At 74.6% G+C, this 22262-nt stretch carries 18 protein-coding genes; 10 read left to right on the top strand and 8 right to left on the bottom strand.

Annotation, left to right across the window (positions count from 1 at the left end):
- Positions 1-165: 165 nt before the first annotated feature.
- Entirely contained in the window at positions 166-1119 is a 954-nt protein-coding gene (gene meaB, locus MUU72_RS21955; RefSeq protein WP_248015064.1) for a methylmalonyl Co-A mutase-associated GTPase MeaB, read from the bottom strand.
- A 64-nt stretch (positions 1120-1183) separates the two neighbouring features.
- Positions 1184-2395 carry an acetyl-CoA C-acetyltransferase gene (locus tag MUU72_RS21960; protein ID WP_248015065.1) on the bottom strand — a complete coding sequence of 404 codons (1212 nt, stop codon included), beginning with the start codon at positions 2393-2395 and terminating at the stop codon, positions 1184-1186.
- 137 nt (positions 2396-2532) lie between these two features.
- Here MUU72_RS21960 and mce point away from each other — a divergent pair, with 137 nt between their 5' ends.
- From mce to MUU72_RS21995, 7 genes are all read left to right on the top strand, one after another.
- Positions 2533-2973, top strand: a complete 441-nt coding sequence (gene mce, locus MUU72_RS21965) for a methylmalonyl-CoA epimerase (protein ID WP_248015066.1) — start codon at positions 2533-2535, stop codon at positions 2971-2973.
- 208 nt (positions 2974-3181) lie between these two features.
- On the top strand, positions 3182-7477 hold the full coding sequence (gene scy, locus MUU72_RS21970) for a polarized growth protein Scy (protein WP_248015067.1): 4296 nt from the start codon (positions 3182-3184) through the stop codon (positions 7475-7477).
- A gap of 114 nt (positions 7478-7591) precedes the next feature.
- Positions 7592-8530, top strand: a complete 939-nt coding sequence (locus MUU72_RS21975; RefSeq protein ID WP_248015068.1) for a coiled-coil domain-containing protein — start codon at positions 7592-7594, stop codon at positions 8528-8530.
- Between the two features lie 107 nt (positions 8531-8637).
- On the top strand, positions 8638-9663 hold the full coding sequence (locus MUU72_RS21980) for an ABC transporter ATP-binding protein (RefSeq protein WP_248015069.1): 1026 nt from the start codon (positions 8638-8640) through the stop codon (positions 9661-9663).
- 3 nt (positions 9664-9666) lie between these two features.
- On the top strand, positions 9667-10440 hold the full coding sequence (locus tag MUU72_RS21985) for an ABC transporter permease (protein WP_248015070.1): 774 nt from the start codon (positions 9667-9669) through the stop codon (positions 10438-10440).
- Between the two features lie 106 nt (positions 10441-10546).
- Positions 10547-11755 carry an ABC transporter ATP-binding protein gene (locus tag MUU72_RS21990; RefSeq protein ID WP_248015071.1) on the top strand — a complete coding sequence of 403 codons (1209 nt, stop codon included), beginning with the start codon at positions 10547-10549 and terminating at the stop codon, positions 11753-11755.
- Positions 11752-12984 carry an ABC-2 transporter permease gene (locus MUU72_RS21995; protein ID WP_308403847.1) on the top strand — a complete coding sequence of 411 codons (1233 nt, stop codon included), beginning with the start codon at positions 11752-11754 and terminating at the stop codon, positions 12982-12984. Before MUU72_RS21990 ends, MUU72_RS21995 begins: the two co-directional genes overlap by 4 nt.
- Positions 12985-13017: 33 nt before the next feature.
- Here the strand turns inward: MUU72_RS21995 and MUU72_RS22000 are convergent, their stop codons facing one another.
- On the bottom strand, positions 13018-13332 hold the full coding sequence (locus MUU72_RS22000) for an Rv1322 family protein (RefSeq protein WP_248015072.1): 315 nt from the start codon (positions 13330-13332) through the stop codon (positions 13018-13020).
- A 200-nt stretch (positions 13333-13532) separates the two neighbouring features.
- Here MUU72_RS22000 and MUU72_RS22005 point away from each other — a divergent pair, with 200 nt between their 5' ends.
- The gene (locus MUU72_RS22005; RefSeq protein ID WP_248015073.1) at positions 13533-14582 is read left to right on the top strand and encodes an LLM class flavin-dependent oxidoreductase; all 1050 of its coding nucleotides are present in this window, start codon (positions 13533-13535) and stop codon (positions 14580-14582) included.
- Positions 14583-14704: 122 nt separating this feature from the next.
- On the opposite strand, the gene MUU72_RS22010 is transcribed toward MUU72_RS22005, so the two are convergent.
- Positions 14705-15097, bottom strand: coding sequence for an SCO5389 family protein (locus MUU72_RS22010; protein WP_248015074.1), 393 nt, complete (start codon positions 15095-15097; stop codon positions 14705-14707).
- Positions 15098-15351: 254 nt separating this feature from the next.
- Here MUU72_RS22010 and nucS point away from each other — a divergent pair, with 254 nt between their 5' ends.
- Positions 15352-16014: an endonuclease NucS gene (gene nucS / locus MUU72_RS22015; RefSeq protein ID WP_248015075.1), complete on the top strand. Its 663-nt coding sequence runs from the start codon at positions 15352-15354 to the stop codon at positions 16012-16014.
- A gap of 131 nt (positions 16015-16145) precedes the next feature.
- On the opposite strand, the gene MUU72_RS22020 is transcribed toward nucS, so the two are convergent.
- From MUU72_RS22020 to MUU72_RS22035, 4 genes are all read right to left on the bottom strand, one after another.
- Positions 16146-18890: an ATP-binding protein gene (locus tag MUU72_RS22020; protein ID WP_248015076.1), complete on the bottom strand. Its 2745-nt coding sequence runs from the start codon at positions 18888-18890 to the stop codon at positions 16146-16148.
- 354 nt (positions 18891-19244) lie between these two features.
- Positions 19245-19568, bottom strand: coding sequence for an STAS domain-containing protein (locus MUU72_RS22025; RefSeq protein ID WP_248015077.1), 324 nt, complete (start codon positions 19566-19568; stop codon positions 19245-19247).
- 145 nt (positions 19569-19713) lie between these two features.
- Positions 19714-20562, bottom strand: a complete 849-nt coding sequence (locus MUU72_RS22030) for a 3-hydroxyacyl-CoA dehydrogenase family protein (RefSeq protein ID WP_248015078.1) — start codon at positions 20560-20562, stop codon at positions 19714-19716.
- Between the two features lie 189 nt (positions 20563-20751).
- Positions 20752-21393, bottom strand: a complete 642-nt coding sequence (locus tag MUU72_RS22035; RefSeq protein WP_248015079.1) for a TetR/AcrR family transcriptional regulator — start codon at positions 21391-21393, stop codon at positions 20752-20754.
- Between the two features lie 80 nt (positions 21394-21473).
- Between MUU72_RS22035 and MUU72_RS22040 the strand changes: the two genes are divergently transcribed.
- Positions 21474-22256, top strand: coding sequence for an ABC transporter ATP-binding protein (locus tag MUU72_RS22040; RefSeq protein WP_248015080.1), 783 nt, complete (start codon positions 21474-21476; stop codon positions 22254-22256).
- Positions 22257-22262: the final 6 nt, after the last annotated feature.

Raw genomic sequence — 22262 nt, forward strand, 5'->3', positions numbered from 1 at the left:
CCCACCCACAAGGAGTGGGCGCGGCCACCGCAACCCCCCACGGCGCCCAGCGACGACGACGTGGGGCGACCCCCAACACCCCACCCCGCCGGCACGGCGCGCAACCCCAACGAGACCGGGCCCGGCGGAACACCCGCCAAGAGAAACCACCACGCGGGAAGCGCTTCACTCCGTGAGGCCGGCCACCAACTCGTCGGCCGCCCCGTAAGGGTCCAGCTCGCCCGCCACGATGCGTTCGGCCAGTGCGTCGAGGTGGCGGTCGCCGGAGAGGTCGCCGATGCGGGAGCGCAGGGTGGTGACGGCGATCGTCTCGACCTCGCGGGCGGCGCGGGCCAGCCGGCGGCGGCCCAGCACGCCGTGCTCCTCCATCCAGGCGCGGTGCTTCTCCAGCGCTTCGACGACCTCGTCGACGCCCTCCCCGCGGGCCGCCACGGTCTTCACGATCGGCGGCCGCCAGTCGCCGGGCGAGCGCGCCTCGCCCAGGCCGAGCATGTGGTTCAGCTCGCGCGCGGTGGCGTCCGCGCCGTCCCGGTCGGCCTTGTTGACCACGTAGACGTCGCCGATCTCCAGGATCCCGGCCTTGGCGGCCTGGATGCCGTCGCCCATCCCGGGGGCCAGCAGCACCACGCTGGTGTCCGCCTGCGAGGCGATCTCCACCTCGGACTGGCCGACGCCCACGGTCTCCACCAGGACCACCTCGCAGCCGGCCGCGTCCAGGACGCGGATCGCCTGCGGGGCGGCCCAGGCGAGCCCGCCCAGATGGCCGCGGGTGGCCATCGAGCGGATGTAGACGCCGGGGTCGGAGGCGTGCTCGCTCATCCGGACCCGGTCGCCGAGCAGCGCGCCGCCGGAGAACGGCGAGGACGGGTCGACGGCGAGCACGCCGACCCGCTTGCCGGCCTTGCGGTACGCGGTGACCAGGGCGGAGGTGGTGGTGGACTTCCCGACACCGGGCGAGCCGGTCAGCCCGACCACGTAGGCGTTGCCGGTGAGCGGCGCCAGCGCCGCCATCACTTCGCGCAGCTCCGGCGCCGCTCCCTCGACGAGGGAGATCAGCCGGGCCACCGCCCTCGGCCGGCCCTGCCGGGCCTGTTCCACCAGCTGGGGGACGTCCACCATCGCGCTCGGCTCCTTCGCCTCGATCGACTGACTCGCTCGTACCGCCGCCGTACCCGCCGAGCGGTTACCTGCCCGGTACGCGGATGATCAGCGCATCGCCCTGGCCGCCGCCCCCGCACAGCGCCGCCGCGCCGGTGCCGCCGCCGCGGCGCCGCAGCTCCAGCGCGAGGTGCAGCACGATACGGGCGCCGGACATGCCGATCGGGTGGCCGAGCGCGATGGCCCCGCCGTTGACATTCACCTTTTCCGGGGAAACCCCGAGGTCCTTCATTGACTGCACGGCGACCGCCGCGAACGCCTCGTTGATCTCGATCAGATCGAGGTCCTCGACGCCCAGGCCGTCCTTGGCCAGGGCGTGCCGGATGGCGTTGGACGGCTGCGACTGGAGGGAGTTGTCGGGGCCGGCGACGTTGCCGTGCGCGCCGATCTCGGCGATCCAGGACAGGCCCAGTTCCTCCGCCTTGGCCCTGCTCATCACGACCACCGCGGCGGCGCCGTCGGAGATCTGCGAGGAGCTGCCGGCGGTGATCGTGCCGTCCTTGGCGAAGGCCGGCCGCAGCCTGCCGAGGGTCTCGGCGGTGGTCTCCCCGCGGATGCCCTCGTCCTGGCTGAAGATCACCGGATCGCCCTTGCGCTGCGGGATCTCCACGGGGGTGATCTCGGCCTCGAACAGGCCGTTCTTCTGGGCGGCGGCGGCCCGCTGGTGGGAGCGCGCGGCGACCTCGTCCTGCTCGGCGCGGCCGATGCCCAGGCGGGTGTTGTGCTTCTCGGTCGACTCGCCCATGGCGATGTTCTCGAACGCGTCGGTGAGGCCGTCGTGCGCCATCGCGTCGAGCATCTCCACCGCGCCGTACTTGAAGCCCTCGCGGGACTTGGGCAGCAGGTGCGGGGCGTTGGTCATGGACTCCTGGCCGCCGGCGACGATGACGTCGAACTCGCCGGCGCGGATCAGCTGGTCGGCCAGCGCGATGGCGTCCAGGCCGGAGAGGCAGACCTTGTTGACGGTCAGCGCGGGGACGTTCATGGGGATGCCGGCCTTGACCGCGGCCTGGCGCGCCGGGATCTGGCCGGCGCCGGCCTGGAGCACCTGGCCCATGATCACGTACTGCACCTGGTCGCCGCCGATCCCCGCGCGGTCCAGTGCCGCCTTGATGGCCACACCGCCCAGGTCGGCCCCGGAGAAGCTGCGCAGCGATCCCAGGAGCCGGCCCATGGGGGTGCGCGCTCCGGCCACGATGACAGAGGTGGTGCCGTTCCTGCCGTTCGATGCAGACATAGGGTGCGGCCTTCCTTTGCAGGGAAGTTAACGAGGGTTCCCGTCAATGTACTGAGGGGTAGTCGCCGGGTCACCGGCAAGCGGGTGTGATCGCGCGCACGTTGCGTAACCAGCCGTGCGAGGGGTGCACTGGAGCCATGCTGACGCGAATCGACCACATCGGAATCGCCTGTCACGACCTGGACCGGACCGTCGAGTTCTACCGTGCCACGTACGGCTTCGAGGTGTTCCACACCGAGGTCAACGAGGAGCAGGGGGTCCGCGAGGCGATGCTCAAAATCAATGGGACGTCCGACGGCGGCGCCTCCTACCTCCAGCTGCTGGAGCCGATCCGGGAGGACTCCGCGGTCGGGAAATGGCTGGCGAAGAACGGTGAGGGCGTGCACCACATCGCCTTCGGCACCGCCGACGTCGACGGCGACGCGGAGGCCATCCGCGGCAAGGGCGTCCGGGTGCTCTACGACGAGCCGCGGCGGGGCTCGATGGGGTCGCGGATCACCTTCCTGCACCCCAAGGACTGCCACGGTGTGCTGACCGAACTCGTCACCGCGGCGCCCCCGGAGGCGACTGACCACTGACCTTCCCCTCCCCCGGCCGGTAGAGTGCAGCCTCGGCCGGGGTACGGGAGTGGGGCCGGTCCATACTCTGCCGATGATCTGACACCATTTCTTCGGAAGGGTCAGCTCCGAGGGGTGTGAGTCCGGTGCGCCGTACGGCGTGCGGGGCCCGCGCCGCAGGGTCCGGAGCCGGCCGCCGCCATGACCAGGGGACGGATGGGACCGCGCAGTGCGGGGCAACGAGCGCCAGGAGCGTCAGTGGGCTGAGACCGACCACCTCTCGCAGTTCGAGGCCGAGATGGAGCGGCTGAAGACCGAGCGGGACAAGGCCGTCCAGCACGCCGATGACCTCGGTTACCAGGTCGAGGTGTTGCGCGCCAAGCTCCACGAGGCGCGCCGCAACCTCGCGTCCCGGCCTGCCTACGACAACCTCAGTCACCAGGCCGAACAGCTGCTGCGCAACGCGCAGATCCAGGCCGACCAGCTCCGCTCGGACGCCGAGCGGGAGCTGCGCGAGGCGCGGGCGCAGACCCAGCGGCTGCTCCAGGAGGCGGCCGAGCGGCAGGCCCGGATGGACGCCGAGCTGCACGCCGAGGCGGTCAGCCGGCGGCAGCGGCTCGACGAGGAGCTGAACGAGCGCCGCCAGACGGTCGAGTCGCACGTCAACGAGAACGTGGCGTGGGCGGAGCAGCTGCGGGCGCGGACCGAGTCGCAGGCCCGGCGGCTGATGGAGGAGTCCCGGGCGGAGGCCGAGCAGGTCCTCGCGGCGGCCCGGGCCGAGGCCCAGCGGCTGGCGGACCGGGCGCGGGAGCGGCTGGGCACGGCGGCCGAGGAGGCGCGGGCGGAAGCCGAATCCATCCTGCGCCGGGCGCGTACGGACGCCGAGCGGCTGCTGAACGCCGCGTCGAGCCAGGCGCAGGAGGCCACCGACCAGGCGGAGCAGCTGCGTTCGGCGGCCGGCGCCGAGTCGGAGGACGCCCGCCGGCAGGCCGCGGAGCTGACCCGGACCGCCGAGGCGCGGGTGCAGGAGGCCGATACGGCGCTGCGCGAGGCGCGGGCCAAGGCCGAGAAGCTGGTCGAGGAGGCGCAGCAGTCCGCGGCGAAGCGGCTGTCGGCCGCGGAGTCGGAGAACGAGCAGCGCACCCGTACGGCGAAGGCGGAGGTCGCGCGGCTGGTCGCGGAGGCGACCAAGGAGGCCGAGGCGCTGCGGGCGGAGGCCGAGCAGCTGCGGGCGGATGCCCGGGCGGAGTCCGAGCGGCTGGTGGCCACGGCGCAGGAGGCGGCCCGGTCGAAGGCCGCGGAGGACTCGGCGGCGCAGCTGGCGAAGGCGGCGCGGGCCGCCGAGGAGATGATGACCAAGGCGTCCGAGGACGCCAAGGCCGTCACCAAGGCCGCCGCCGAGGAGGCGGAGCGGCTGCGCCGGGAGGCCGAGGCCGAGGCGGACCGGCTGCGCGAGCAGGCGCACGACACCGCCGAGCAGCTCAAGGGCGCGGCGAAGAACGACACCAAGGAGTACCGCGCCAAGACCGCCGAACTCCAGGAGGAGGCGCGGCGGCTGCGCGGTGAGGCCGAGCAGCTGCGGGCGGACGCGGTCGCCGAGGGCGAGCGGATCCGCAGTGAGGCGCGCCGGGAGGCCGTCCAGCAGATCGAGGAGGCGGCCGGGACCGCCGAGGAGCTGCTGGCGAAGGCGAAGTCCGATGCCGAGGAGACCCGTTCGGGCGCGGTCGCGGAGAGCGAGCGGGTGCGGACGGAGGCCATCGAGCGGGCCGCCGCGCTGCGCCGGCAGGCCGAGGAGGCGCTGGAGCGGGCCCGTGCCGAGGCCGAGCAGCTGCTGCTGGAGGGCACGCAGGCCGCCGAGGAGCTGACCGGCGAGGCGGAGCGGAGCGCGGCGGCGCTGCGCGCGGAGGCCGAGGAGGCCGCCGAGGAGCGGCGCGCGGAGGCCCAGGCGGAGCTGGACCGGCTGCGCGGCGAGGCCGAGGAGAAGCTGGCGGCGGCCGAGGAGGCGCTGCGCGAGGCCCGCGCGGAGGCCGAGCGGCTGCGCCGGGAGACGCAGGAGGAGGCGGCCCGCCTCAAGGCCGAGGCGGCGGAGCGGCGGCGCGCCCTCCAGCAGCAGGCCGAGGAGGAGGCCGAGCGGCTGCGGGCGGAGGCGGCCCAGGACGCCTCGGCGGCGCGGGCCGAGGCCGAGTCCGCGTCGGCGCGGCTGCGCGCCGACGCCGCCGCGGAGGCCGAGCGGCTCAAGGCGGAGGCGCAGGAGACCGCGGACCGGGTGCGGGCCGAGGCGGCGGCGGCCGCCGAGCGGACGGGCACCGAGGCCGCCCAGGCGCTGGCCGAGGCGCAGGAGGAGGCCGCGCGGCGCCGCCGGGAGGCCGAGCAGCTGCTGGGCGAGGCGCGCGAGGAGGCCCACCAGGAGCGGACCGCCGCGCGGGAGCAGAGCGAGGAGCTGCTGGCGTCGGCCCGTACGCGGGTCAGCGAGGCGCAGGAGGAGGCCGACCGGCTGGTCGAGGAGGCGGACCGGCGGGCGGCCGAGCTGGTGGCGGCGGCCGAGCAGACCGCACAGCAGGTGCGGGACGCGGTCGCCGGGCTGCACGAGCAGGCCGGCGAGGAGATCGCCGGGCTGCGTTCGGCGGCCGAGCACGCCGCGGAGCGCACGCGGACCGAGGCCCAGGAGGAGGCCGACCGGGTCCGCGCGGACGCCTACGCCGAGCGGGAGCGGGCGTCGGAGGACGCGGCCCGGATGCGCCAGGAGGCCCAGGAGAACACCGAGGCGGCCGCGGCGCTGGCCGAGCGGACGATGGCGGAGGCCGTCGAGGAGGGCGACCGGCTGCGGTCGGAGGCGGCCGGCGTGCTGGACGAGGCGCGGCGGGACGCCAACACCGCGCGGACGGAGGCTGCCGAGCAGGCCGACCGGCTGGTCGGCGAGGCCACCGCGGAGGCCGAGAAGCTCCTCGCGGACGCCACCGCGAAGGCCGAGAAGCTGGTCGGCGACGCCACGGCGAAGGCCCAGCAGCTGCGGACCGACGCCTCGGACGCGCTGGCGTCGGCCGAGCAGGACGCGGCGCGGACCCGCGCGCAGGCGCGGGACGACGCCAACCGCATCCGGTCGGAGGCGGCCGAGCAGACCGACCGGCTGCTCACCGAGGCCCGTGCGGAGGCCGAACGGATCGTCACCGAGGCGGCCGAGCTGACGTCTTCGGCGCAGGACGACGCGGACCGCACCGTCCGGGAGGGCCAGGAGGCCGCGGAGCGGCTGCGCGCGGAGGGCGAGCAGACCGCGCAGCGGATGGTGGCGGAGGCCACCGAGGCGGCGGAGCGGCTGCGGGCCGAGGCGGCCGAGGTCCTGGAGAACGCCCGGGCGGACGCCGAGCGGACCGCCGACGAGGCGCGCAAGGCGGCGAACAAGACCCGCGCGGACGCCGCGGCGCAGGCCGACGAGCTGGTGGCCGAGGCGGCCGGCGAGGCGGAGCGGCTGCGTTCGGAGGCCGCGGAGCGGACCGCGGAGGCCGAGCGGGACGCGGACCGCACCCGCGCCGACGCCCGGGAGCAGGCGGACCGGATGGTGGCGACGGCCACCGCGGAGGCCGACCGGCTGCGGGCCGAGGCGGCGGAGACCGTCACCGCGGCGCAGGAGCACGCCAACCGCACCCGGACGGAGTCGGCGCAGGTCAAGGAGGACGCCGAGGCGGCCGCCGAGCGGACGCGGACCGAGGCGCAGGAGGAGGCCGACCGGCTGCTGGACGAGGCCCGCAAGGACGCGGCCAAGCGGCGCGGGGACGCCGCGGAGCAGGCGGACCAGCTGATCGCCAAGGCGCAGGAGGAGGCGCTGAAGACGGCGACCGGCGCCGAGGAGCAGGCCGACACGATGGTCGGGGCGGCCCGGAAGGAGGCCGACCGGATCGTCCGGGAGGCCACCGCGGAGGGCAACGCGCGGGTGGAGAAGGCCCGTACGGACGCCGACACGCTGCTGGGCGAGGCCCGGCGGGACGCCACCGCCATAAGGGACCGGGCGGAGGAGCTGCGGGTCCGGGTCGAGACCGAGGTCGAGGAGCTGCACGAGCGGGCCCGCCGGGAGTCGTCGGAGGCGATGAAGAACGCCGGCGAGCGGGTCGACAAGCTGATCGCGCAGGCCACCGCGCAGCAGGTGGAGGCCGAGGAGAAGGCCGACAAGCTGATGGCGGACGCCAACAGCGAGGCGAGCAAGGTGCGGATCGCCGCGGTGAAGAAGGCCGAGGGCCTGATCAAGGAGGCCGAGAACAAGAAGGCCGCCGCGGTGCGGGACGCGGAGAAGATGCGTACCGAGGCGAAGGAGGAGGCCGCCCGGATCGTGGCGGAGGGCCGGCGCGAGCTGGAGGTGCTGGCGCGCCGCCGGGAGGACATCAACGCCGAGATCTCCCGGGTGCAGGACGTCCTGGAGGCGCTGGAGTCGTTCGAGGTGCCCGCGCAGGGCGGGGAGGCCAAGGGCGGGGCGGTGAAGGCCGCCGCGGGCGCCGGGACAACTCGTTCGAGTGGCAAGCCGTCTGAGGGGTAGCCACTCAAATGAGGGGTCATTCTCCACTTCAAACGCGCAATGACTCGATGACACGCCGTTAAGACCCCTAGGATTCTCCTTATCACCTCACCGGTCTCTTTCGACAGGAACCCCATGAGCGACACTTCCTCCCCCTTCGGCTTCGAGCTCGTGCGGCGTGGGTACGACCGCGGTCAGGTGGATGACCGCATCACGAAACTGGTCGCCGACCGCGACAGCGCGCTGGCCCGCATCACCTCGCTGGAGAAGCGCATCGAGGAGCTGCACCTCGAAACGCAGAACGCCCAGGCTCAGGTCACTGACGCCGAGCCGTCCTACGCGGGCCTCGGAGCGCGCGTGGAGAAGATCCTCCGCCTCGCGGAGGAGGAGGCCAAGGAGCTGCGTGAGGAGGCCCGCCGGGCCGCCGAGCAGCACCGCGAGCTGGCCGAGTCGGCGGCCCAGCAGGTCCGGAACGACGCCGAGCAGTTCGCCGTCGACCGCAAGGCCAAGGCCGAGGACGAGGGCTCCCGGATCGTCGAGAAGGCCAAGGGCGAGGCGGCCACGCTGCGCGCCGAAGCGCAGAAGGACGCCCAGTCCAAGCGCGAGGAGGCGGACGCCCTCTTCGAGGAGACCCGCGCCAAGGCCGCGCAGGCCGCCGCGGACTTCGAGACCAACCTCGCCAAGCGCCGCGAGCAGTCGGAGCGCGACCTGGCCTCGCGTCAGGCGAAGGCGGAGAAGCGGCTGGCGGAGATCGAGCACCGGGCCGAGCAGCTGCGCCTGGAGGCGGAGAAGCTGCGCACGGACGCCGAGCGCCGGGCCCGCCAGACGGTGGAGACCGCGCAGCGCCAGGCCGAGGACATCGTGGCGGACGCCAACGCCAAGGCCGACCGGATCCGCAGCGAATCGGAGCGCGAGCTGGCGGCGCTCACCAACCGCCGCGACTCGATCAACGCGCAGCTGACCAACGTCCGCGAGATGCTGGCGACGCTGACCGGCGCGGCGGTGGCCGCGGCCGGTGCGCCCGGCGACGACGAGTCGGTCTCCCGCGGGGTGCCCGCGCAGCAGAGCCGCTGAGGCAGCCGCCGGACGTTCCGCGCTCCGCCCGTGCCGGGGCCGGGGTGGTCCTCCGGGCGGCCCCGCCCCGGTGGCGGTGCGGTCCGGGCGCGCCTAGCGTTTCGGACATGATCGAGCTCAGGGAGCTGACCAAGCATTACGGGGACACGGTGGCGGTGGACCGGCTGACGTTCACCGTGCGGCCGGGCGTCGTCACCGGTTTTCTGGGCCCCAACGGTGCGGGGAAGTCCACCACCATGCGGATGGTGCTCGGTCTGGACAATCCGACGGCCGGCTCGGTGCGGATCGACGGCCGGCACTACCGGCAGCTGCGGAATCCGCTGACGTATGTCGGGGCGCTGCTGGACGCCAAGGCGATGCACGGTGGCCGGCGCGCCGACCACCATCTGCTGTGCCTGGCGCAGAGCAACGGCATTCCGCGGTCCCGGGTCGCCGAGGTGCTGGACCTGGTGGGGCTGACGTCGGTGGCCCGGAAGCGGACGAAGGGGTTCTCGCTCGGGATGGGGCAGCGGCTGGGCATCGCCGCGGCGCTGCTCGGCGACCCGCGGATCCTGATGTTCGACGAGCCGGTCAACGGGCTGGACCCGGAGGGCATCCACTGGATCCGCAACCTGATGAAGAACCTCGCGTCCCAGGGCCGGACCGTCTTCGTCTCCTCGCACCTGATGAGCGAAATGGCGCTGACCGCCGACCACTTGGTGGTGATCGGGCAGGGCCGGCTGCTGGCGGACACCTCGATGGCGGAGTTCATCCGCGAGAACTCGCGGTCGTACGTGCGGGTGCGGTCCCCGGAGCGGGAGCGGCTGCTGGACGTGCTGAACGGCGCGGGGGTGCGGGCGGCGGCCGGACGGGACGGGGCGCTGGAGGTCGACGGGGTGCCCGCCGAGCGGCTGGGCGAACTGGCCGCCGAGCACCGGCTGGTGCTGCACGAACTGAGCCCGCAGCAGGCGTCGTTGGAGGAGGCGTTCATGCAGCTCACGGCCGGGGCGGTGGAGTACCACGCGCGGCCCGGCGGGCCGGCCGCGGTGCCGGGCGGTCCGCCGCCGCGGCCGGCGGTCCCGGAAGGCGCGCTGTCCGGCGGCCCGGCACCGGGCGGCTGGGGCGCGGACTGGCAGCAGCGGAAGAGGAGCTGACGGATGGCTGTCGTCGGGCAGGTCCTGCGGTCGGAGTGGACCAAGATCCGGTCGGTGCGGTCCACGGTGTGGACGCTGGCCACCGCGGTGGTGGTGACGGTCGCGGTGGGGGTGCTGATCTGCACCCTGGCCCGGAAGGACTTCGGGTCGATGCCGGACGAGCGGCGGCTGGCCTTCGACCCCACCAACACCAGCTTCGCCGGGATGGGTCTGGGCCAGCTGGCGATGATCGTCTTCGGGGTGCTGGTGGTGACGAACGAGTACAGCACCGGGATGATCCGCACCTCGCTGGCCGCCGTACCGCAGCGCGGGGTGTTCCTCTTCTGCAAGCTGCTGGTGGCCACCGCGCTGGTCTTCGCGGTCGGCCTGGCGACCAGCTTCGCGGCGTTCTTCGCGGGGCAGGCGGCGCTGGGTGCGCACCGGGCGCACCTCGGTGATCCGGGGGTGCTGCGGGCGGTGGTCGGCGGCGGGCTCTACATGACGATGATCGCGCTGTTCTCGATGGCGGTGGCCGCGATGCTGCGCAGTCCGATGCTGTCGCTGGGCATCCTGATGCCGTTCTTCTTCCTGATCTCCAACATCCTCGGGAACGTCTCGGCGACCCGGAAGGTCGGCCGCTACCTCCCCGACCAGGCCGGCTCGAAGATCATGCAGGTGGTGGCGCCGGTCAACGACGAGACGCCGTACGGCCCGTGGGGCGGCTTCGCCATCATGGCGGCCTGGACGGCGGCGGCGTTGGTCGGCGGCTATGTGCTGCTGAACAAGCGCGACGCCTGACCCCGCGGCGGTTTTTGACGGGAACCGTCAACGTGCGGATAGCCTCGTTACCCTCACGGGGGCACGAGGGCGCCTGGTGCCCCGACCATCGTGCGAGGGGCGGAGAATGATCGAGGCAGTCGGCCTGACCAAGCGCTACGGGCCCAGGACGGCCGTGCAGAATCTGTCGTTCCAGGTGCGCCCCGGCACGGTCACCGGCTTCCTGGGGCCCAACGGCTCCGGCAAGTCGACGACGATGCGGATGATCCTGGGGCTGGACTCCCCCACCGCGGGCCGGGCCACCATCGGCGGCCGCCCGTTCCGCCCGAACCCCCACGCCGCGCGCCAGGTGGGCGCGCTGCTGGACGCCAAGGCGGTGCACGGCGGCCGGAGCGCGCGGGCGCATCTGCTGTCGCTGGCGCAGCTGGCGGGGCTCCCGGCCCGGCGGGTGGACGAGGTGCTGGCCATGGTCGGCCTCCAGGACGTCGCCCACCGCCGGGCGAAGGGCTTCTCGCTCGGGATGGGGCAGCGGCTGGGGATCGCCGCGGCGCTGCTCGGCGATCCCCAGGTGCTGCTCTTCGACGAGCCGGTCAACGGCCTGGACCCCGAGGGCATCCTGTGGGTCCGCAACCTCATGAAGCAGCTGGCCGCCGAGGGGCGGACGGTCTTCGTCTCCTCGCACCTGATGAGCGAGATGGCGCTGACGGCCGAGCACCTGATCGTCATCGGGCGCGGGCAGCTGCTCGCGGACATGCCGGTCAAGGACTTCATCTCGGCCCACTCCGCGGACTTCGCGCGGGTGCGGACGCCGGACGGTGCGGCGGAGCAGCGGGAGAAGCTGGCCGCGGCGATCGCCGAGGCGGGCGGCGCGGCGGCGCCGGAGCCGGACGGCGCGCTGCGGGTGACCGGGCTGCCGCTGCCGCGGATCAGCGACCTCGCGCACACCGCCGGCGTCCGGCTGTGGGAGCTGTCGCCGCACCAGGCGTCGCTGGAGGAGGCGTACATGCGGATGACGCAGGGCGCCGTCGACTACCGCGCCGCGGCCGCCGGTCCGGCCGGTCCCCCGGCGCCCGGCGGGTACGGGCCGCAGGGCGCGGTGCCGCCGGGGTACGCGCCGGGCCCGCCGCCCGGGGTGCCCGCGCCGCCGCCGAACCCGTACGCCCAGCCGGACCCCGCCGGGCAGCCCGGTCCGTACGCGCCGCCCCAGGGCCACCCGTACGGGACCCCCGGGCCGTACGGCGCGCCCCAGCCGTACGGGCCGCCCCAGCCGTACGGCCAGCAGCCGCCCGCCGCCCCCGCCGACCCGACCGTGCCGCACCCCCAGGACGTCCGATGACCAGCCCTCAGCAACCGCAGCCCCAGCAGCCGCAGTCCCGGCCGGAGCCGCAGCCGGAGCCCGCCGCTCCCCGGAGCGCGGCGCAGCCGCTGCCGCCCGCCGCCCCCGCGCCGGCCGGCCCCCCGCCCACCGCCGGACCGATGCCGCCGGCCGCGCCGCAGCCGCCCGCGGTCGGCGAGGCGGGCACGATGATGCTCCAGGCGCAGCCGCCCGCCCCGGCCGGGGAGGCCGGCACGATGATGCTCCAGGCGCAGCCGCCGGCCGGCGGCCACCCCGAGCCGCGGCCGCTGGCGGCGCACGGTCCGGGCAAGGAGCCCGGGACGATGATGCTGACCGTCCCGCCGGCCGCGCACCCCCAGCCGCCGCACCAGCCCCCGGCCCCGCCCCAGCAGCCGCCCCCGCCGCCGCAGCAGCAGCCGGCCGCCGCCAACGGGCAGGCGGGCGCGCCCGGTTACGTCTCGCCCCTGCCGCTCCGCCCGCCCCACCTCGGCCATGCGCTGGCCGCCGAGTGGACCAAGATCCGTTCGGTGCGCTCGACGCTGTGGACGCTGGGCGTGATGCTGCTGCTGATCCTTGGCATCGGGCTGCTGACGACCCTGGTGCTGGGCTCCGAGCGGAAGGTCGCACCGCTGCTCGCGATCGGCTTCGTCGGGGTGCTGCTGGGCAGCCTGTGCGTGATCACGCTGGGCGTGCTGTCGATCACCTCCGAGTACGGCACCGGCCTGATCCGCACGACGCTGATCACGTGCCCCGGCCGGGCCCGGGTGCTGACCGCCAAGGCCGTCGTCTTCTTCGGCCTGGCGCTGGTGCTGACCACGCTCGCCACCACCGTGGTCGCGCTCCTCAACTACGCGCTGCTCAACGGCCCGGAGCCGACCGCCGACCAGTGGCTGCGCAGCACGCTCGGCGCCGGTCTGTACGTCGCGCTGCTGGGTCTGCTGGCGCTGTCGGTGGGTGCGCTGCTGCGCCACTCGGCGGGCGCCCTGAGTCTGATGACGGGCCTGGTGCTGATGCCGATGCTGCTGGCGCTGTTCCTCCAGGGCGCGGCGCTGCGGGACGTCCAGCACGCGATGATCGCGTACTCGGTGCCCAACGCCCTCGCGGCGCTGTACGACATCCCGTTCCTGGCGTCCGGCCCGTCGGGGTGGGAGCCGGTGCTGATCCTGGCCGGGGTGACCGCGGTGGCGCTGGGCGGCGCCTACGCGGCGCTGCACCAGCGGGACGTGTGACCGCCGGGCGCCGCCGCCCTCTTCGTGCCGCGCTCAGTACCGGGGCGCGTTCCGGGACCGCTGGAGCCGTGCGCTCCGGCGGTTCCGTGCGCTCCAGCAGGCTTTGTGCCAGTGCCGGCGGTCGTCGACGCCGCCGTGCCGCGGCCAGGTGACGACGTGCGGGACGCCCGGCGGGATCTCCTGGTCGCAGCCGGGGCAGCGGTAGTGCTTGGCCGCGCCGGCGGCACCGACCGGGCGGACCACCCAGTCCTCCCCGCGCCACTCCTCGGTGGTCTCCAGACCGTAGCGGCCCGGCCCCGCGTGGTCGGCGGGATTCGCACCGCGCTGGCGGTTTCGACGCGGGGACACAAGCACACCTCGGCAGGTCGACGGAGCGGAGCGCTCGGGGGAGGGCTGTCACCAGCGTACGCGGCGCGGTCAGGGACAAACGCCTGCCGTCACGTTTCTGCGATGATCTGGAAATTTCGCGTCAGGCCGTGCCCTGGGCAGTTGTCGCACGTTGTTGCCGGGTGAGGGGGGACGCGTCGGCTGCAAGGAGGCAGAGAGCGATGCGCGTTGGGGCTTTCATCCTGGCGGCCCAGTTCCCCGGTCAGGGGCAGGGGGAGGCACTGCACCGCGCGGTGCGCTCCGCGGAGGTGGCGGAGCAGGCCGGACTCCATGAAGTCTGGCTGGCCGAGCACCACTTCGTCCCGTACGGCGTGTGCCCGCAGGCGGCGACGCTGGCCGCGCTGCTGCTGGGCCGGACGCGGCGGATCGGGGTGGGCACGGCGGTGAGTGTGCTGCCGACCCAGCATCCGGTCGCGCTCGGCGAGCAGGCGGCGCTGCTGCACCTGACGTCGGAGGGGCGGTTCACGCTCGGCGTCGGCCGCGGCGGCCCCTGGGTGGATCTGGAGGTCTTCGGCTCCGGTCTGGCGGCGTACGACCGCGGCTTCCCCGAGGCGCTCGACCTGCTGCTGCGCTGGCTGCGCGAGCCGCGGGTCGGGGCGCGGGGCGAGCGCTACGCCTTCCGGGAGGTGGCGGTGGTGCCGCGGGCGGCCGAGGCGCTGGCCGATCCGGACGACCCGCGCGGGCTGACGGCGGGCCCGCCGGTGGTGGTGGCGTGCACCTCGCCCGCGTCGGTCCGGCTGGCCGCCGCGCGCGGGCTGCCGATGCTGCTGGGCATGCACTGCGGCGACGAGGAGAAGGCGGAGATGGTCGCGCTGTGGCGGTCCGCGGCGCTGGCGGCCGGCCGGGACCCCGGCGAGGTCGCGGCGGCGGAGCACGTCTCGGCGGGCGTGGTGCAGATCGCCGACGACCGGGACGCGGCGGTGGAGACGCTGACCAAGGCGATGCCCGGCTGGCTGCGGCAGGGGCTGGGCGCGCATGTGACCGTCGACGGCCGCTACCGCACGATGCGCGATCCGCTGGCGTACACCGAGCTGCTGTGCGCGCTGCATCCGGTGGGGCCGCCGGAGCTGTGCGCGGACCGGCTGGCGGCGACGTCGGAGCGCACCGGCATCCGGCGGTTCGCGCTGCTGGTGGAGGGCTCCGGGGATCTGGCGGCCACCGAGGAGAACGTCCGGCGGCTGGGCGCGGAGGTCCTGCCGCAGCTGGGGTGACCCCGCCGGAGTGGGCGGCGGGGTCGCGCGGGGTCCGGCACGGCTGGTCGGTGGTGCTGCCGCCGGCGCGCGGACCCCGGGGGTGGTGGCCCCGGCGGACGGCTCAGCGGCAGCAACTCCGATCAGCAGTCGCGGAGTACGGGCGACTGGTTCAGCAACTGGCCGCGTACGGAGGTGAAACGGGCCAACCGCTCGTCGGCGGCCGGGTCGTGCGGGAAGACCGCGACCCGGTGGCAGTTCTGGAAGGCGAGGCGCACACCGAAGTGCCGCTCCAGCGAGCCGCGGATGGCGTCACTCGCCAGTGCGCGCAGCAGCTGGCCGCGCGCCTGCTCGTCCGGCGGCGGCGTCTGGTTGTCGGCGAACTCCCCGCCGTCCACCTTCAGCCGCTCCACCAGAGAGCTGATCATCCCCCACGCATAGGGCAGGGACGTCCGGACGCAGTCGACAAACGCGGCTTCGTCGACCTCGCCTCGCTCGGCCTGTTCGAGGAGGGCCGGTGAGACGTCGAGCGACATGAGGTTCTCCTCTCGCGGCCCCGCCGGGACGGACGGGGCCTGACGGGATGGGACAAGGAGGAATTCGCGACAGAGCGTGTTCGCCTCACGACCCCCCGCGTCAACGGTATGCCGCGCGGGGGGCGGGCACCAGGAGATTGGAAAGACAACCGGCCAAGCACGGGCGCCGGGGGTGCGGGGGTTTCCCCCGTAAAGGGAGCCCGCGCCCGGCACGAATCGCGCCGACGGCCCCGGTTCGAGTAGCGTGGCGGACCATGCGTCTCGTCATCGCCCGCTGCTCCGTGGACTACGCGGGGCGGCTCACCGCCCATCTCCCCTCCGCCCCCCGCCTCATCCTGGTGAAGGCGGACGGCTCCGTCTCCATTCACGCGGACGACCGGGCCTACAAACCCCTCAACTGGATGTCCCCGCCCTGTTCCCTGAAGGAGGGCGACGGCAGCGTCTGGACGGTGGAGAACAAGGGCGGCGAGAAGCTCATCATCACCCTGGAGGAGATCCTGCACGACTCCTCGCACGAGCTGGGCGTGGACCCCGGGCTCATCAAGGACGGGGTGGAGGCCCACCTCCAGGAGCTGCTCGCCGACCGGATCGAGACACTGGGCCAGGGCTACTCGCTGATTCGGCGTGAATACCCCACCGCCATCGGGCCGGTGGATATCTTGTGCCGGGACGCCGACGGCCAGACCGTCGCCGTGGAGATCAAGCGGCGCGGGGAGATCGACGGGGTGGAGCAGCTCACCCGCTATCTCGAACTCCTCAACCGCGATCCGCACCTGGCCCCGGTCAAGGGCGTCTTCGCAGCTCAGGAGATCAAGCCGCAGGCGCGGGTGCTGGCCACCGACCGCGGTATCGGCTGTGTGGTGCTGGACTACGACGCGCTGCGCGGCATCGAGGACGACAAGCTGCGGCTGTTCTGACCCCGCCGCCCGACCGCGGCACGACGGCCCGGTGCGCACCCGTCCGCCGCTTCGGCGGCCGGTGCGTACCGGGCCGTTGTGCTGGGGTGCCGGTGCCCCGTGTGCCGGGTGTGGCACACGGGGCGTGCGGGTCAGGCGGCGGGGCTGCCCTGGCCGGACGCCGGCTGGCCGGATGACGGCGCCGTGGAGTCCTGGCCGGTCCCGGTGGAGCCGGTGCCGGCGTTCGGGGCCACCGCGGAGCTGGATCCGGACGGGCTGCCGCCGGAGGACGAGCCCCCGGAGGACGCACCGCCCGTCGAGGAACCGCCCGAGGAGGTGCCGCCGGAGGAGGTCCCGCCGGAGGTCGGGGTCTGGCCGGTCGGCGAGCCGGTCGGGCCGGTGGGCTGCGGGTCGGTCGGCGTCCCGCTGGGCCCGGTGGGCTGCGGGTCGGGGGTGCCGGTCGGGGTCTTGGTGGGGTGGGTCGGGTGGCCGGTGGGCGAACCGGGCCCGCCGGTCGGCTGCCCGGTCGGGCCGGCGGTGGTGCCCGGGGTGGTGGGGGCGCCGGTGGTGCCGGGGGCGGACGGCGAGGTGGTGGGCCGGTGGCCCGGGGTGCCGGGGGTGCCGGGCCGGGTGCTGCCGGATCCGGTGGGCGGCAGGCCCGGGGTGCCGGACTCCAGCGCCGGGTCCTGGGTGTCGTCGCCGGGGGCCGGGGACCGGTCACTGGTGACCTTGTCGTCGTGCGGGGTGGAGCCGTCGGCGGTCATCCCGAGGGTGACGGCGGTGCCGACCACGGCGGCCAGCAGCACCCCGGCGCCGGCCGCGATGAGGTTGCGGCGGCCGGCCCGGCGGATCCCGCCCCGCAGGCCCCCGGCGGCCGAACCCGCCGAGGTGCCGGCCCCGGCCTTCGCACCGGCGGCCGCAGCCTTCGTACCGGCGGCCGCAGCCTTCGCACCGGCGGCCGCGGCGGCCTTGGCGGCCGGGACCGCCGCGGTGGCAGCGGTGGCGCCGAGGGCCGCGGCGGGCCGGGCGGTGACCGTCGTGGACGGACCTTCCGGGCGGGTGACGGCGGGCAGCTTCGTGGTCGGGACGGCGTCCGGCGACGGGCCGCCGGCGTCCGCCGCGTCCGGCGTCCCCGGGCCGGCCGGGGCCGGCGCGACGGAGGCCAGCATCGTGGTCGGTGCGTTGGCCGAGGCGGCCCGGGCGCGGTCGATGACCAGGGCGAGGGCCCGGCGTCCGGCGACCGCGCCGTCCCGGTCGGAGAGCACCCCGCGCAGCCCGATGGACGCCTCCAGCTCGGCGCGCGCCCGGTCGACCTGGCCGCCGCACAGCGCCAGCACCCCGAGGTCGTGGTGGAAGTACGCCTCCTCGGCGACCTCACCGGCCAGCCGGGCGGCCTCCTGGCCGTGCCGCAGGCTGCGCTCCCAGGCGCTCCAGTGCAGCGCCGCGGCGAACGCGGGCGCGGCGGTGCGGGCCAGCAGCACCGCGGCGGCCGGGTGGCCGTCCGCGCGGCTGCCGGTCAGCACGCCCATCGCGGCCAGCACCGCGTCGGACTCGGCGGCGGCCCGCTCGGGGGTGACCGAGGGGTGCCCGGCCCACCAGGCGTAGTGCTGGGCGGCGGTGTGCGCCCGCTCGGCGGCGTCGTCGCCGTACCCGGCGGCGGTCAGCTGGTCCCGGACGGTGCCGGCGAGCCGGTAGTGGCCGCCGGCCGGGCTGATCAGTCCGCAGCCGAGCAGTTCGCCGAGGGCGGCGTCGGCGTGGGTGTCCTGGGTGAGGGCGGGCAGGTGCGTCTGGTGCGGGACCTCGCCGCCGAGGGCGACCGCGAAGCGGAGCGCCTCCCGGGCGGCGGCGCCGAGCCGGGCGGCGAGCAGCGGGGCGGGCGCGGCGGCCGCGCCGAGGTCCGGCAGCGCCTCCGCGGTGTCCCCGTCCGCACCCTCGGGCGCGTCCGCGCCGTCCTCGGGGAAGAGCCCGTAGCCGTCGTCGAGGGCGCCCGGCGCGGTGCGGGCCCGGTCGCGCTGCCGGAGCAGGGCGGCGGCCTGGACGAACCGCAGCGGCAGGCCCTCGGACTCGAACCACAGGTCGGCGGCCCAGGACTTCTCGTCCTTGGTGAGCGGGCGCTCCACGGCGCGCTCCAGCAGCCGCACCCCGGCATCCCGGCTGATCCCGCCGACGAAGACCTCCTCGACGTGCGCGTCGGCGCTGGGGGCCGGGACGTCGGGGGTGGCAGCGAGGAGGAAGGCACACTCGGGGGTGGCGTCGAGAAGTTCGTCCAGCGCGGCGCCGCCGAACTCCAGGTCGTCCAGGACGACGACCGCGCCGACGCCGCCGAGCAGGCGCAGCAGCTCGGGCCGGTCGGGGCGGTGCTGCGGGGCGCGGTAGACCGCGGCGAACAGCGCGTACAGGACGTCGGTGACGCTGCGGTGGTAGCCGGAGAGCCGGACCACGCCGTCCGGGGCGAGGTCGGCGACCTGGCCGGCGACCTCGTCCAGCAGCCGGGTGCGGCCGGAGCCGGCCGGGCCGGTGACGCGGACCGAGCGGCCGCGGCTGAGCAGCCGGACGAGCCGGGTGGTGTCCTCCGCGCGCTCTTCGAGGGGGAGTTCGTGGCCGGCGAAGGAGAGCGGGCCGGCCGGCGCCGGGGGCCGGCCGGCGCGGGCCGCGGCGGCGCGCTCCTGCGGGTCGCGCTTCTCCGGGCGGGCCGGGCGCTCCCCGGGCGGGCAGGGCTGTATCTCGCAGCCGTCGACGGGGTTGACGGTGACGAGGTAGTCGCCGGAGACCAGCCGGACGACGCGGGCGAGCCCGCCGGATCCGCCCTGCCGGCCGGCGGACCCGGCGGCCGGCGGCCCGGCCGGCCCGCCCTGCTCGCCGAGTTCCTCGGGTCCCCGCTGGGTGTTCGGGTCCATGCTGCAAGCTCCCAGATGTGCGTGGCGTCGGTGCTTCCGGCCGTCCGCACTCCCCCGGCTCCGGCGGATCTCCTCAGCCGTCGCGTCTGGTCCGGTGCCCCGCCGCGGATGATGGCATACGGCGGGGAACCGAACCATAGACCGCTCCCCGCGGCGGGGCACCGGCGGGGTGGCACCTTGACGGAAACCCACCGGAACGGGGGAGATATCCGATCTACGGCATTCCTCCCGATCCATCCGGGGCCCGGCACGCCCCGCACGCACCCCGCCGCGCCCCGGGCGCCCCGCCGCGGCCCCGCGCACTCCACCGGGGCCCGCGGCGCTCCGCACGGCCCGCGCACCCGGCTTCCGCTCTCACACCCGGGGCAGCGACTCCGCCTCGATGCCGCCCTCGATCGCGAGGATGCGGTGGAGCCGGGTGGCGACCAGCAGGCGCTGCATCTGCGGGGGCACCCCGCGCAGCACCAGCCTGCGGTTGTTCCGGCCGGCCCGGCGGTGCGCGCCCATGATCACGCCGAGGCCGGTGGCGTCCCACGAGTCCAGCTCGGTCAGGTCCAGCACCAGATCACCGCGGCCGGAGTCCACCGCGGTGTGCAGGGCCGTACGGGCGTCCGCCGCGCTGCGGACGTCGAGGCGGCCCCCGACGACCAGCTCGACGTGGTCGCCCCTGATGTGCATATGCGCTCCCCGATGTCATGGGTTGTGATGCATTGTCGTATACCGATCTGACTGCCTCTCATACGGCGAAGTTGCCGTCTGTAAGCGAACCGATACCGAAATCACCCGGTGGGGTGACCCGCCGGAGTACCGCGCTGACGCGGCATCAGTGGGCGTAGAAGCCCTGCCCGCTCTTGCGGCCGATGTCACCCGCGTCGACCATGCGGCGCATGATCTCCGGCGGGGCGAACTTCTCGTCCTGGGACTCGGTGTAGATGTTGTCGGTGGCGTGCAGCAGGATGTCCACGCCGGTCAGGTCGGCGGTGGCCAGCGGCCCCATGGCGTGGCCGAAGCCCAGCTTGCAGGCGGTGTCGATGTCCTCGGCGGTGGCGACCCCGGACTCGTAGAGCTTGGCGGCCTCCACCACCAGGGCGGAGATCAGCCGGGTGGTGACGAAGCCGGCCACGTCGCGGTTGACCACGACGCAGGTCTTGCCGACCGACTCGGCGAACTCCCGGGCGGCGGCGAGGGTTTCGTCGCTGGTCTTGTAGCCGCGGACCAGCTCGCACAGCTGCATCAGCGGCACCGGCGAGAAGAAGTGCGTGCCCACCACCCGCTCGGGCCGGGAGGTGGCCGCGGCGATCTTGGTGATCGGGATCGCCGAGGTGTTGGAGGCGAGCACCGCCTCGTCCTTGACGAGCTTGTCCAGCGTCTGGAAGATCTCCCGCTTGACCTCGATCTTCTCGAAGACCGCCTCCACGACGAGGTCCGCGTCGGCGACGGCGTCCAGGTCGGTGGTGGTGGTGATGCGGGCCAGCGCCTGCTCCGCGGCGGACGCCTCCAGCTTGCCCTTGGCGACGAACTTCTCGTACGAGGACGCGATACCGCCCTTGCCACGGGCCAGCGCCTCGTCCGTGACGTCCCGGAGCACGACGTCCCAGCCCGCCTGGGCCGAGACCTGTGCGATACCGGAACCCATGAGTCCGGCGCCGATGACGGCAAGCTTCTTTGCCACTGCTGTCCCCTCACACCCTGTGCATTTGACGGTCGTGAGCGACGTTAGCGGTCGGCGGCGCCGGATTGGCGGCTAAGAGATACGCGTCACTCCGGCCTGTCGGCGGCCCTCCGGCCGCCCGACGAGGCCGTTCGGGCCGGGGCGCACCGGCCCATGACGGACATCACACCGCTGCCGCCCGCGGGGCCGTCAGCCGACCGCCCGCACCGCGTAGTTGAGGACCTTCTCGCTCAGCAGCTCCTCCATGTCATCCAGCAGGGCGAGCGCCTCGCGGGAGACCGCGCCGGGCTCGCGGCCGGCCATCATCTCCTGCGCGATGACGGCCATCAGGGTCTGGTGGACCCAGTTGATCTGGCCGGCCATCAGACGGGGCTCCGGGTCGCCCGGGCCGGCGCCGGCCTCCTGGCGGAGGGTGCCCTCCAGGTCGTCGTACTGCTCCTGCTGGAGGCGCCACAGGCGGGCCTGGAGGACCGCCGAGCCGTGGATGACCCGCATGAAGCGCTCGTAGCCCTCGATGAGGCCGACCTTCGGCGAGACGCAGGTCACCTCGTCGCGCAGTTCGCGCAGCACCGCGGCGGCCGCCGACTCCCCCTCCGCCCGGGCCCGTACGAAGCGGGAGAGCCGGTCGACCATGCCCTTGCTCCGGTCGAAGAAGAGGTCCTCCTTGGCCGGGAAGTAGTTGTAGACGGTGTTGACCGAGACGTCCGCGGCCTGCGCGATCTCCGCGATGGTCACCGCGTCGAAGCCGCGCTCCAGGAACAGCCCGGTGGCCACGTCCGAGATGTACTGGCGGGTCTGCCGCTTCTTCCGCTCCCTGAGCCCCTCTGCCATGGCCTCACCCTACCTCTCGTTGGGCCCTCTGAAATTTTGGGGGCGTTGCAATTTTTCAGTGTCTCTGTTTTTCTGTGGCCATGCCCGCTCTCAGCACGTCCGGCCTGGCCCGGACCTTCATGACGAAAAACGGCCCCGTCGAAGCCGTCCGCGGCATCGACCTCACCGTCGAACGCGGCGAGATCCTCGGTTTCCTCGGCCCCAACGGCGCCGGCAAGACCACCACCCTGCGGATGCTCACCACGCTGCTCGCCCCCACCGGCGGCAGCGCCACCGTCGCCGGCCGCGACCTGATCCGCGACCCGGCGGGGGTGCGCCTCGCCACCGGCTACGTCGCCCAGTCCGGCGGCGTCGACCCCCACCTGTCGGTCCACGAGGAACTGGTCACCCAGGGCCGCCTGTACCGCCTGACCAAGCACCGGGCCCGGGAGCGGGCCGAGGAGTTGGCGGACGCGCTCGGCCTGACCGGGCTGCTGGCCCGCCGGACCGCCACGCTCTCCGGGGGCCAGCGGCGCCGGCTGGACCTCGCCATGGGCCTGACCCACCGCCCGCAGGTCCTCTTCCTCGACGAACCGACCACCGGCCTCGACCCCGGCAGCCGTGCCGACCTGTGGGAGCTGGTCCGCACCCTGCGCGACACCGAGGGCACCACCGTCCTGCTGACCACCCACTACCTCGACGAGGCGGACGCACTGGCCGACCGGCTGGTCATCGTCGACCGGGGCGTGGTGGCCGCGGAAGGCACCCCGGACGCCCTCAAACGCACCCACGCCGGCTCCCCCGGCGCGTCCCTCCAGGACGCCTTCCTCGCCGTCACCGGCCGCACCCCCGCACCGCGGGACACCGCCCCGCTCGCCGTCTAGGAGACC

It is taken from the genome of Streptomyces rhizoryzae (genome assembly GCF_023155275.1).
Taxonomy (GTDB): Bacteria; Actinomycetota; Actinomycetes; order Streptomycetales; family Streptomycetaceae; genus Streptomyces; species Streptomyces rhizoryzae.